This window comes from Aquimarina sediminis, from assembly GCF_002895435.1.
In the GTDB taxonomy this organism is placed as follows: Bacteria; Bacteroidota; Bacteroidia; order Flavobacteriales; family Flavobacteriaceae; genus Aquimarina; species Aquimarina sediminis.
Genome location: NZ_POYJ01000013.1, coordinates 22,373 through 34,647, shown reverse-complemented (window position 1 = coordinate 34,647; position 12,275 = coordinate 22,373). Strand labels below are relative to the sequence as shown.

Genomic DNA, 12,275 nt, shown 5'->3' with positions numbered 1-12,275 from the left:
ATATAATGACAACGTTTTCAATCTTTTTAATACTAATCGTTATCGTATCGTTTTTACTTGTAATAGTAATTATGGTACAAAACCCTAAAGGAGGTGGATTATCTTCTTCTTTTGGTGGAGGTGGAACACAACAATTGGGTGGAGTAAAAAAGACTACAGACTTTTTAGATAAAAGTACTTGGACTTTAGCAACTCTATTGTTAGTATTGATTTTATTATCTAATATAGATTTAATGGGTGGAAACACTGTTCAGGAATCAAAAGTAAATACTGATAATGTTCAAATTGAAACTCCTGTAACCCCTCCCGCAACAACAGATGATGACAAAAATTAGCATCTTTATATAAAACAGATTAAAAAAAATGTCGACTTGTCATACGGTCGACATTTTTTTATTTCAATTTGTCAGTATCGTACCACTGGCATAATTTCTGAAATAAGTAGCATCGAAGATTTCATTTTAACTTTAAATAATAAAAAACAAATCATAATGGGAGTAAATATCAAACCTCTTTCAGACCGTGTGGTTGTAGAGCCACTTCCTGCAGAGACGCAAACCGCATCAGGACTATTTATTCCTGACTCAGCTCAGGAAAAACAACAAAAAGGTAAAGTTGCCGCTGTAGGCAGTGGTAAAAAAGATCACGATATGACTGTCAAAGTTGGTGATACTGTACTTTACGGTAAATATGCCGGTACCGAGTTAAAATTAGATGGAAATGATTATTTAATTATGCGTGAGGATGATATCCTTGCAATAGTTTAAGAACCGTCTATTCTTAAAAACACAAATTCCGAATCCTAATTTTTTTCTCAGGATTCAAAAAAATCAAAACAAATACATATCATGGCAAAAGACATAAAATTTGACATAGAAGCACGTGACGGTATCAAACGTGGTGTGGATGCATTAGCCAATGCAGTAAAAGTAACTTTAGGACCCAAAGGTCGTAATGTAATTATAAGTAAATCTTTTGGAGCTCCTACAGTTACTAAAGATGGAGTTTCTGTAGCAAAAGAAGTTGAACTTGAAGATGCTCTTGAAAATATGGGAGCACAAATGGTAAAAGAAGTAGCTTCTAAAACAAATGATCTTGCAGGTGATGGTACAACCACTGCTACCGTATTAGCGCAAGCCATTGTAAAAGAAGGACTTAAAAATGTTGCTGCTGGCGCTAACCCAATGGACCTTAAAAGAGGTATTGATAAAGCTGTAAAAGCAATTACCGACGATCTTGCTAAACAAACAAAAGAAGTTGGGGACTCTTCTGATAAAATCAAACAAGTTGCTGCTATATCTGCTAACAACGACGAAACCATAGGTGATCTTATCGCTCAAGCTTTCGAAAAAGTTGGCAAAGAAGGTGTGATCACTGTAGAGGAAGCAAAAGGAACTGATACTACAGTAGATATCGTAGAGGGAATGCAATTTGACAGAGGATATCTTTCTCCATACTTTGTAACCAACAGCGAAAAAATGACTGCAGATCTTGAAAACCCGTATATCTTATTATACGACAAGAAAATATCTGCTATGAAAGACCTTCTTCCTGTTTTAGAGCCCGTTGCTCAAACTGGAAAACCACTTCTAATCATTGCTGAAGATGTAGACGGAGAAGCATTAGCAACATTAGTTGTAAACAAACTGCGTGGTGCACTTAAAATAGCAGCTGTAAAAGCTCCTGGTTTTGGAGACAGACGTAAAGCAATGCTAGAAGATATCGCTATCTTAACAGGAGGTACAGTAATCTCTGAAGAACGTGGATTTACATTAGAAAACACAACTATAGAACACCTGGGAACCGCAGAAAAAGTTGCCATCGACAAAGACAACACTACAGTTGTTAATGGAGCAGGTGGAGAAGATTTAATCAAAAACAGAGTAAATCAGATCAAAGCTCAAATAGAAACTACTACTTCTGACTATGACAGAGAGAAACTACAGGAGCGTTTGGCTAAATTAGCAGGTGGTGTAGCTGTACTATATGTAGGCGCTGCATCTGAAGTAGAGATGAAAGAAAAGAAAGATCGTGTAGACGATGCTCTTCATGCAACTCGTGCTGCAGTCGAAGAAGGTATCGTTGCCGGTGGTGGTGTTGCTTTGGTAAGAGCTAAATCTGTATTAGATAAAGTAAAAACCGAAAATGCTGATGAAGCAACTGGAATACAAATCGTAAACCGCGCTATCGAATCTCCACTTAGAACAATTGTTGAAAATGCTGGAGGTGAAGGCTCTGTCGTAATTTCTAAGGTACTAGAAGGAAAAGATAACTTTGGTTATGATGCCAAATCTGAAGCGTATGTAGATATGCTAAAAGCAGGAATTATCGATCCTAAGAAAGTAACTCGTATCGCTCTTGAGAATGCCGCATCTGTATCAGGTATGATCCTTACTACAGAATGTGCATTGACAGATATCAAGGAGGATACTCCTGCAGCTGGAGGCGGAATGCCACCAATGGGCGGAGGTATGCCAGGAATGATGTAGTGGTCTAGCGACAATAAAATTATGTAGCAAGTTTATGAATATAAATTTTGCTAAGAATATAAAACCATCTCGATGATTCGAGATGGTTTTATTATTTTGAAACTTCATTTTTACAAAAATCTAAGAATACTCCTTCATGATATCAGCCACCAACGCTGCGGTTTTTCTATGTTTCTCTTTGGTTAACAAATGCTTTGGAGGAGCCATCCTAACATCACAATCTGCCAGTGAACAAGACTCACAGGTAACTCCTACTTTTTCTTTCAGTATTTTTGAATCATTAACAAAGTTTATCTTTTTCTCTAAAGTAGGTGAATGCAAAAAGCCAATTCCAATACTGCGATAATAATCTTTTCTAAAAGGATCTTTGGTCGCCGAAGTAAACACCAAATATTGTTGATCGGTATCTACATAATCAGAAATCTGAATGTTAAATGCATAGTCCAAATCTTTGTTTGCCACATGTTGTAATATTTTTATAGCCATCCACCTCCTACAGTAGTGCTCATTAACCTCATTGGCATGAGGTTGTTGCTGATGCGTAATATGTAATTCTTTAACCAAATTAAACTTCTCTGCTCCCAATTTATGAGTGAACCGAAGAAAGAACACATTTTGCATTCCAAAATCCTTTGGCAATATATTAGTAAGACGTTGATAAAAAGATTCTGGAGAAGCATTATAAAGCTTCATAATTTTATGAAAAGACTTCTCAGAAAACTTTTTTGCAGAGAACAATTCTTTAAGATGTTCTTTTAAATGAGCTCTAGGAATAATTAATGCTCCTGCAAAATACGATGCATAAAAATTATGTAGTACTTCTTCAAAATTATCATACTTTATCCACGAAAAAGTATAAGGTCTCTCTATTATCTCTAAATACTGATACCCCAATTCCTTTGCATAAATAAAGGTTTTTTGTGCCTCATCTACTCGATCAGATAATAAAAGGGTTTTTGTAGACGGCACAAAAACCGATCTTAAATTATCCAATTCTTCTTGTTTCGGAATCCCAGCCTCATTAATTACATATCCATATTCTTCTTTTAAAATTTCTTCTAATTCACCCGAAGTAATCTTACCATTAAAATCCAATTGATATGAATTAGCAAATTTTACAACTTTATCTTCAAGATCCTTAAAAAAGTTATTATGTGCTTCTTGATAGGATCGCAAAGAAGCGAGATAAAAACTTTCTCGGCTCATATTATAATGCTGAGCAATCTCGATGATAGTACTTATAAAAGCATTAACCTTTGATGGCGCATTTGCTATAATATCAATTAAATCACTCTGTTGTATCCCGAATAACTCTAACGGGATTTCGTCTAATATACCTGATTGCAAAATTTCACCTATCGGAGCCAGGTTCTTATCTAATTTTAAAGACACCAGATCATCATATGCCACATCAAACGTTTCTGCCAGTTTGATAATTTTATCTGTTTTGGGATATTTCTTCCCTTTTTCTATTTCATTTAAGTACGACTTAGAAAGTCCACACAACTTAGATAACCCAAAAAGAGACAAATCCTTCTCAGTTCGTATCTGTCTGATTTTCAGACCAAAAATCAATCTAATATATTCTTCTGCTATTGCCATGTGCCAAAAGTAACCATTTTTGCGTAATTGCTCAAAAAGCAAAAGTTCACATTTAGCGAACGTTCGCTTGTTTTATAAAAAACTTTTTTTTAATATTGTTCACTCAAACGATAATAGTTATGGAAACACAGACAAACCTTAGTCAGAAAATTAGCTTTACTAAAGAAGTTAAAAACTACCATCCAGAAATTTTAACCGATGGCGCACTGACCTTTTTAGAGGCACTGCAAAATCGTTTTAACGAAAGACGATTGGTCCTTTTAAAAAATCGTGAGTGTCAACAACAGTTGTTTGATTTGGGAACTCATCCTTCTTTTCCAGAAAACACCAAAGAGATTCGCAATAGTGAATGGGCAGCCTCACCAATTCCTACCGACCTACAAGATCGCAGAGTAGAAATTACAGGTCCCGTCGATAGAAAAATGGTTATTAATGCTCTAAACTCAGGTGCCAAAACATTTATGGCAGATTTTGAAGATAGCAATGCTCCTCTTTGGGAAAATTGTCTTCAAGGGCAAAAGAACCTAAAAGATGCCGTTGATAAAACTATTTCGTTTTATAATCCAAAAAGAGATAAAACCTATCGACTAGAAGAAACAACTGCTACTTTAATTGTAAGACCCAGAGGATTACACCTCAATGAGAAACATCTTTTGATCAAAAATCAGGAAATGTGTGCTTCACTGTTTGATTTTGCACTGTACTTATTTCATAACAATGAGCAGCTTAAAGAAAATGGTACAGGACCATACTATTACATCCCTAAACTAGAACATTTTACAGAAGCTATCTGGTGGAACGATGTAATCGATTTTTCTGAAGAATATCTTGGAATCGAACATGGAACAGTAAAAGTTACCGTATTAATTGAAACCATTACAGCAAGTTTTCAACTAGATGAAATTATTTATGCATTAAAAGATCATATCGTAGGGCTTAATTGTGGAAGATGGGATTACATCTTTAGCTATATCAAAAAACTAAGAAATCATCAAAGTTTTGTAGTTCCTGATCGTGCTCAGGTAACAATGGCTAGTCCATTTATGGACTCCTACAGCAAATTAGTTATCCAAAGATGTCATAAAAGAAATATTCTGGCTATCGGAGGTATGGCTGCCCAAATACCTATTAAAAATGATGACAGCAAAAACACAATTGCCTTTGCAAAAGTACAAGCTGATAAAGAACGAGAAGTAAAGAATGGTCATGATGGCACATGGGTAGCACATCCGGGTATGGTAAAATTAGCCCTACAAGTATTTGATACCTACATGCCTACTCCAAATCAGGTAGATGTAAAACTAAATGATCTAAAAATTACCGAGAGTGACCTGTTAGAAATCCCAAAAGGAACGATAACCGAAAAAGGAATTCGAGAAAACATTAATGTAGGGATACATTATATAGCAACTTGGCTAGGAGGCAACGGAGCGGTTGCATTATATCATCTTATGGAAGATGCAGCTACCGCAGAAATCAGTAGAACTCAAATATGGCAGTGGTTAAAAAATCAAGTCTTATTAGATGACAACAGAACATTTAATAACACATTGTTTCACCTTCTTTTTGACGATGAGCTCGAAGTGATTAAAAACCAAGTTGGAGACTCTCTTTTTGAGACCGCAAATTACCAAAATGCTATCGATATCTTCTATCAACTGGTAACAGCAGAAGAGTTTGAAGAATTTCTTACAACCAGAGCATATCAATATGTATAACATAATTATATCCGAAAGTATAAAAAAGACAGCTCAAACCTTAAGTTTTGAGACACCAAAAACAAATTAATATAGCTAAAATCAATATGTCATGAACACAGAACAGAGAGTAGAAGAATTGATCATCGACTGGACTACAAATCCAAGATGGAAGAATGTAGAACGCCCATACACAGCTGAAGATGTGGTAAAACTACAAGGATCCTACAAAATCGAGCATAGCATTGCTAAACTAGGTTCAGAAAAATTATGGATCAAACTAAAAACTCAGAATTTTGTAGCAGGATTAGGAGCATTAACCGGTAATCAGGCTGTACAAGAAGTTGAAGCAGGATTAGAAGCTATCTACCTAAGCGGATGGCAAGTAGCGGCAGATGCCAACCTTGCAGGACAAATGTATCCTGATCAATCTCTATATCCTGTAAATAGTGTGCCTCAGGTGGTAAAAAGAATCAACAACGCTTTACTGAGGTCAGATCAAATTCAAATCGTCAATGGCGAAAAAAACAAAAAAGATTACCTAGTACCGATTGTTGCCGACGCAGAAGCTGGGTTTGGAGGTAATCTAAACGCTTTTGAGTTAATGAAATCCATGATCGAATCAGGAGCCAGTGGAGTTCATTTTGAAGATCAGTTAAGTTCTGCTAAAAAATGTGGGCACCTTGGAGGCAAAGTATTGGTTCCTACTCAAGAAGCAATTAACAAACTAGTTGCTGCTCGTCTAGCCGCAGATGTAATGGGCGTACCTGCAATTATCATTGCTCGTACCGATGCAGATGCTGCAAACTTATTAACCAGCGATGTAGATGAACGCGACAAAAAGTTTATAACTGGAGAACGTACTGATGAAGGTTTTTTTCATGTAAATAACGGAATCGAGCAAGGAATTGACAGAGGATTGTCATATGCTCCATATGCAGATCTAATCTGGATGGAAACAAGTAATCCTGATCTAGAACAAGCACGTAGATTTGCTGAAGCCATTCATGCCAAATATCCTGATCAAATGTTAGCATATAACTGCTCTCCTTCATTCAATTGGGCATCAAAGCTTTCTGTTAAAGAGATGGAAACGTTTAGAGAAGAACTAGCTGCTATGGGATACAAATTCCAGTTTATTACGTTAGCAGGTTTCCATGCACTAAACACTAGCATGTTTGAATTATCAAAAGCTTACAAAGAAAGAGGAATGGCAGGTTATTCTGAATTACAAGAAAGAGAATTCGCACTACAAAAAGATGGTTTTAGAGCAGTAAAACACCAAGGTTTTGTAGGAACCACATATTTTGATGCGATACAAAACACGGTAACATCAGGTAAATCTTCTACTGTAGCTATGGAAGGTAGTACAGAAGTAGAACAGTTTTAGGGACAAGCATAATTTTTTCCGATTTATTACAATTGTGCTCCAAAACGGCATTCATTACGATGGATGTCGTTTTTTTAAAATATCGTCTTTTTCTAGATCAACCACATTCCCATCTAAAATCCGAGACTTTAAATCTCACATTAGCCCTAAAATTATAGTGCCACCACTCAGTTCTTATTGTTTTAAACCCATGTTTCACCATAGTTTCTCGCAATAATCTACGGTGACCAAGCACTGCTTGCGAAAGATTGGTATATGCATGATGAGCTTCTTTTCCAAAATGATCAAACTCTGTACCCATATCCACCGAACTACCATCTAATTTTACTAAAGTAATATCAACAGCAGCTCCCCTATTATGAATGGATCCTCCTTTAGGGTCAGCAACATACCCAGGATTTGGAAAGATCTTCCACATTTTTTTCTGAACACTATGTGGGCGATAGCAATCAAATAGTTTTATTTTATACCCCTGCTTAATCAAATCGGCGTTTGCTTTTACCAATGCCTTTGCTACTACCTCTCTCACATAACATTTAGCACATGAATACACTTTTTCTTTCAAAAAGTTATCCGCAGTAGCATATTTCATATCCAAAACAAAATCCTTAGAAATTTCTTCAAGATTTACAAAATCTCCATCACCCAAAACATCATGACTATCAGTTTCTCCAATAAGCATTTCTATAGAATCCTTTTTTCTAAGCATACTTTGCTCTACTCTCTCTCCTCGTAATTGCAATGCCTTAGATTTTTCTAAAAGTGCCATCGTTTGAACCGTAGGTTCGCGAACTACTTTTGCTTCACTACAACAGAAAAACATCATAGAAAAAATCAACATGATTAATTCTCTTTTTATCATATCCCTTTTTGTTTTATCCAAATCACAATCATAGTTTAGAACACCTTACAACCCGAACTTCCCTCAAAATCAGATTAAGTACACTCTTAACTACATTAAATATAATCAATATTTTATTATCAGTGTTTTCTTACGTTCTTACTATTAATATACATATATGACTTCATACCCAGAAAAGAATCAAATATTATCACATCCAGAAACTATTCTTATTCATTTTTTTAGCTATGGCATCAACATACATTCAACAATAAAGCCTTAAAATCAAACACTTATTTAATAATCAAAAATCCTGATTAAGGCACCAAAAATACATTATACTTATAACAATTACCAAGGTTATCATTTCTTTTTGCATACTTTTTTTAACAAAACAATACCACAACAAATAGCGGGCTTTTATAAATATTTTAGATATTTTTACCGAGAAAAATTGTAAGGAATGCTTTTTGAAAATTTAAAACCTCAAGTAATTAACATACTTAAAAAAGAGGATAAATCTGTTACAGACAGACTTAATATGATTTGCCAACTACTCAAGGATAGTATTGACTATTATGATTGGGTTGGCTTTTATTTTAAAAACGGAGACAAAGAAGAATTAAAACTTAGCACCTATGTAGGCGAAAAAACAGACCATGAGATTATTCCTTTTGGAAAAGGAATTTGTGGTCAGGTTGCTGTTTCAAATGAAAATTTTATAGTTCCTGATGTACAGGCTCAGGACAACTATATCGCATGTAGCTTTACTGTTAAATCAGAAATAGTAATCCCTTTATTTAAGAATAAAGAAAATATTGGTCAGATTGATATTGATTCTGAAACTCCAGATCCTTTTACTGAGAAAGATGAAAGATTTTTAGAATTTGTAAATCAAGAAGTTGCTAAAATCCTTTAAATATCGTTCCTTCGTTAGTTAATATTAAATCATCTTACATATGAAAATCTTAGTCACCGGAGGATTGGGATTTATTGGTTCTCACACCGTTGTAGAATTACAAAACAAAGGGTATGAAGTAGTAATTGTAGACAATTGCTCTAACTCATCTCCAGATGTTATTAAAGGTATAACAACCGTAACAGGAAAACAACCTATTTTTGAGCAATTTGACCTTAGAGAAAAAGAGAAAGTTCAGGATTTTTTTACTCGTCATAATGACATCGAAGGTGTTATTCATTTTGCAGCTTCAAAAGCGGTGGGAGAAAGTGTAGAAAAACCTTTACTATACTATGAAAACAATCTCTCTACACTTGTATACATTTTACAACAATTAACCGACAAAGCCTCTGCTAATTTTATTTTTAGCTCTTCATGTACTGTATATGGTCAGGCAGACGAATTACCTATTACAGAAAATGCTCCTGTTAAAGTAGCAGAATCTCCTTATGGCAACACAAAACAAATTGGAGAAGAAATCATAAGAGACTCTTGTAAAGTTTCTCTAGGCTTAAAAGCTATAGCACTTAGGTATTTTAACCCTATAGGAGCGCACCCATCTGCAGAAATAGGAGAACTCCCAATTGGGGTTCCTCAAAACCTAGTGCCTTTTATCACTCAGACTGCAATCGGACTAAGGGAACAATTATCTGTGTTTGGCGATGACTACCCCACGGCAGACGGAACTTGCATTAGAGACTACATACATGTCGTTGACCTAGCAAAAGCTCATGTAGTGGCTTTACAACGATTATTAGAGAACAAAAATAGTACAAACTACGAAGTATTTAATGTAGGCACAGGAACAGGAAGCTCTGTTCTAGAAGTTATACAATCGTTTGAAAAAGTTTCTAATCAAAAATTAAATTACAAAATTGTTGACAGAAGAGAGGGAGATATCACTGCAGCTTTTGCCGATACTTCTAAAGCCAATAACGAATTAGGATGGAAAGCAAGTAGCAGTCTTGATGACTCTTTAAGCTCTGCCTGGAAGTGGGAACAAAAAGTTAGAAACTAACTTATCACAACAAAAGCATCATTTTTTAGAACAATACGTAAATAAAAAATCCTGAAGAATAATCTTCAGGATTTTTTTTATAAGACTATCTATTACCTACTATATCTTAGTAAAATTTAGATCTTTTATCTTCAATTTCTGCTGCTTCTTTAAGTGCTTCAAACACTTTTGTATTTACCGCTCCTGCTTGTGTTTTAGCTACCTGAGATGCATAACTCATATAAGTATCCAAACCACTGGCTGGTGTTTTCTTTGTAACCTCTACAACATACACCCCATTATTACCGATAATAGGAGCTGATATCTTGCCTAATTCTAAAGCAAAAGCAGCTCCAACCACTTTTGGTTCTGTTCCTGCACCACTAATTGTTGGTGTTTTCATATTTACTGCAGAAGCAACCTTAACAGTCTGCCCTTGTTTTTGAGCAATAGCATCAAGTGTGCTACCAGAAATCTTATTTTTTAATATTTCTGCTTTCTTTTCTTTTATCAATATTGGCTTTATAGTAAGGCTTGCATCTTCAACATTCATTAATCCTTTATTTGCCTTTGCTGTTAATTGCACCACTGCATATCCCTCTGGGATATCAAAACGCTTTATCTCTCCTATTTTAGACTCTTCATTAAAAGCCCACTGTACAATCGCTCTTCTAGCTCCTAATCCAGGAATCGTTTCATCAAGTTCTTTGATACTATTTACAGGTCGAACTGCTAATTCAGCCTCTTTAGAAACTTCTTCGAAATCTTTGTCTTTCGCAGAAATCTGGAATTTGGTCGTTTCTGTAAAAATAGCATTAATTGTTTTTTCACTTGGCTCAATTTTCTGAGCTACAGTAGCCACTTTTATAGCTTTTTGCTCATTTTTTTGATCCTCGATACTTATTACATGATACCCAAATTGTGTTTCAACAATTCCTTGATCTCCAACTTTATTCTCGAAACAGTAATCGTTAAAAGCAGGAACCATTCTTCCCGGTGTAAAATAACCTAGATCTCCTCCTTTGTCCTTATTAGAATTATCTGCAGAAAACTCTGCTGCAAGATCAGAGAATCTCGTTTTATCTGCTCTAGTCAATGCAATAATACTATCTGCCAACTTTTTCGCATCTTCTTTAGTACGTTTTGTATCACCTGCAGTACCTAATCCTTCCCAGGAAACTAAAATATGATTCGCTTTAACAGAGTCTGCCATCTGTTTTTGAGCAATTACCTTTGATATTTTTATAAAATCACCATCTTTATATGGCCCATACACACCACCAATCTCAATATTATAAAGCGTATCAGCTACAGTACTTGGTAAGTCTTTTTTAAATTTAAAACTATCATCAAATTTTATTGCAGAATTTTGATTTACAAACTCTTCTGCATTCTTTGTGTTTTTAAACCCTACTACAGAATCATTTGTTTCGGTTGCTTTATTAAACTCTACTCTGTCATTTAACAACGCAGCCACATCTGTTTTTACTTGGCTAACATCCTCTTCACTTGCAATCTCATTAAATAATACATACTGAATATTTCTAGTTGCTTCTGACTGGTATTGATCAGCGTTTTCTTTAATATAAGCCTGGATTTCAGTATCAGTTACATTTACTTCAGCATCTTCGATCCCTGAAAAAGGCAATTGTACATATTTAATATCTACATTGTCATTTTCCATTTTATATACTAATTCTCCTTCTTTTAATGTAGATCCTACACCTGCTTTGATCATGTTTAAATACGTCTGCTCTCTAGCTCCTTTGCTCACAGATGCTTCAAAATCCAACCATTGTTGGTATGCTTGTGGTGAAGTAGCTTTTACATTTGCAACATACTCCTGCATCTTAGCTTTATCAAAAACCCCAGCTTCATTTTGAAAAGTAGGATTATTTGCCAATGATTCTTCAAGCAACTCATTTACCTGATCTTCTCCAACTCTAATATCAAGCTCCTCGAATTGCTCTTCAAAAACAGTCTCTCTTAGCTCCTGATTCCATACATAATTCACTGCTTGAATACTAGAAGCCCCTCCTCCAAAGCTTCTTGATGCTAACTCCACTTTTCTAGCAAAGTCAGTTCTATCAATCTCTTTTCCATTTATCGTAGCGATCGTATTTTCTGCTTTTTGTGAAATAGCTCCTCCATTACGGATTAAATCTGCCAATACAAAAGAGAAAAGTGCTAATGCAATAATTACAATTAGAAAAACCGAACGTTGTCTGATTTTATTTAAAACTGCCATGATATGTTATAATTTATTCAAAATATAGTGGGCGAAAGTACTATTTTATTGTA

Annotated in this window: 10 protein-coding genes; 7 read left to right on the top strand and 3 right to left on the bottom strand. The window is 35.1% G+C overall.

Annotation, left to right across the window (positions count from 1 at the left end; translation table 11 throughout):
* The first annotated feature begins 5 nt into the window (after nt 1-5).
* The 3 genes from secG to groL all read left to right on the top strand — a co-directional run bounded on the left by secG (nt 6) and on the right by groL (nt 2,489).
* Nucleotides 6-335 carry a preprotein translocase subunit SecG gene (gene secG / locus C1X07_RS21085; protein ID WP_103072029.1) on the top strand — a complete coding sequence of 110 codons (330 nt, stop codon included), beginning with the start codon at nt 6-8 and terminating at the stop codon, nt 333-335.
* Nucleotides 336-491: 156 nt separating this feature from the next.
* The gene (locus C1X07_RS21080) at nt 492-767 is read left to right on the top strand and encodes a co-chaperone GroES (protein ID WP_103072028.1); all 276 of its coding nucleotides are present in this window, start codon (nt 492-494) and stop codon (nt 765-767) included.
* Between the two features lie 81 nt (nt 768-848).
* Nucleotides 849-2,489, top strand: coding sequence for a chaperonin GroEL (gene groL / locus C1X07_RS21075; protein ID WP_103072027.1), 1,641 nt, complete (start codon nt 849-851; stop codon nt 2,487-2,489).
* Nucleotides 2,490-2,609: 120 nt separating this feature from the next.
* On the opposite strand, the gene C1X07_RS21070 is transcribed toward groL, so the two are convergent.
* Nucleotides 2,610-4,091, bottom strand: coding sequence for a helix-turn-helix domain-containing protein (locus C1X07_RS21070; RefSeq protein ID WP_103072026.1), 1,482 nt, complete (start codon nt 4,089-4,091; stop codon nt 2,610-2,612).
* A gap of 119 nt (nt 4,092-4,210) precedes the next feature.
* Between C1X07_RS21070 and aceB the strand changes: the two genes are divergently transcribed.
* Both aceB and aceA read left to right on the top strand, forming a co-directional pair.
* Nucleotides 4,211-5,809 (top strand): malate synthase A, encoded by a 1,599-nt coding sequence (gene aceB / locus C1X07_RS21065; RefSeq protein ID WP_103072025.1) that lies wholly within the window; start codon nt 4,211-4,213, stop codon nt 5,807-5,809.
* Nucleotides 5,810-5,900: 91 nt separating this feature from the next.
* Nucleotides 5,901-7,178 (top strand): isocitrate lyase, encoded by a 1,278-nt coding sequence (gene aceA / locus C1X07_RS21060; protein WP_103072024.1) that lies wholly within the window; start codon nt 5,901-5,903, stop codon nt 7,176-7,178.
* A 97-nt stretch (nt 7,179-7,275) separates the two neighbouring features.
* On the opposite strand, the gene C1X07_RS21055 is transcribed toward aceA, so the two are convergent.
* The gene (locus C1X07_RS21055; protein WP_241507305.1) at nt 7,276-8,040 is read right to left on the bottom strand and encodes a M15 family metallopeptidase; all 765 of its coding nucleotides are present in this window, start codon (nt 8,038-8,040) and stop codon (nt 7,276-7,278) included.
* A gap of 442 nt (nt 8,041-8,482) precedes the next feature.
* On the opposite strand from C1X07_RS21055, the gene C1X07_RS21050 reads away from it, so the two are divergent.
* Together C1X07_RS21050 and galE are read left to right on the top strand one after the other, a co-directional pair.
* On the top strand, nt 8,483-8,938 hold the full coding sequence (locus C1X07_RS21050; protein ID WP_103072023.1) for a GAF domain-containing protein: 456 nt from the start codon (nt 8,483-8,485) through the stop codon (nt 8,936-8,938).
* Nucleotides 8,939-8,978: 40 nt separating this feature from the next.
* Nucleotides 8,979-9,995, top strand: coding sequence for a UDP-glucose 4-epimerase GalE (gene galE, locus C1X07_RS21045; protein ID WP_103072022.1), 1,017 nt, complete (start codon nt 8,979-8,981; stop codon nt 9,993-9,995).
* 106 nt (nt 9,996-10,101) lie between these two features.
* On the opposite strand, the gene C1X07_RS21040 is transcribed toward galE, so the two are convergent.
* Nucleotides 10,102-12,222 carry a peptidylprolyl isomerase gene (locus C1X07_RS21040; protein WP_103072021.1) on the bottom strand — a complete coding sequence of 707 codons (2,121 nt, stop codon included), beginning with the start codon at nt 12,220-12,222 and terminating at the stop codon, nt 10,102-10,104.
* Nucleotides 12,223-12,275: the final 53 nt, after the last annotated feature.

Bases quoted from the DNA above. Each gene is read 5' to 3' on its own strand.
- secG (WP_103072029.1), top strand. From the start codon at position 6: ATGACAACGTTTTCAATCTTTTTAATACTAATCGTTATCGTATCGTTT.
- C1X07_RS21080 (WP_103072028.1), top strand. From the start codon at position 492: ATGGGAGTAAATATCAAACCTCTTTCAGACCGTGTGGTTGTAGAGCCA.
- groL (WP_103072027.1), top strand. From the start codon at position 849: ATGGCAAAAGACATAAAATTTGACATAGAAGCACGTGACGGTATCAAA.
- C1X07_RS21070 (WP_103072026.1), bottom strand. From the start codon at position 4,091: ATGGCAATAGCAGAAGAATATATTAGATTGATTTTTGGTCTGAAAATC.
- aceB (WP_103072025.1), top strand. From the start codon at position 4,211: ATGGAAACACAGACAAACCTTAGTCAGAAAATTAGCTTTACTAAAGAA.
- aceA (WP_103072024.1), top strand. From the start codon at position 5,901: ATGAACACAGAACAGAGAGTAGAAGAATTGATCATCGACTGGACTACA.
- C1X07_RS21055 (WP_241507305.1), bottom strand. From the start codon at position 8,040: ATGATAAAAAGAGAATTAATCATGTTGATTTTTTCTATGATGTTTTTC.
- C1X07_RS21050 (WP_103072023.1), top strand. From the start codon at position 8,483: ATGCTTTTTGAAAATTTAAAACCTCAAGTAATTAACATACTTAAAAAA.
- galE (WP_103072022.1), top strand. From the start codon at position 8,979: ATGAAAATCTTAGTCACCGGAGGATTGGGATTTATTGGTTCTCACACC.
- C1X07_RS21040 (WP_103072021.1), bottom strand. From the start codon at position 12,222: ATGGCAGTTTTAAATAAAATCAGACAACGTTCGGTTTTTCTAATTGTA.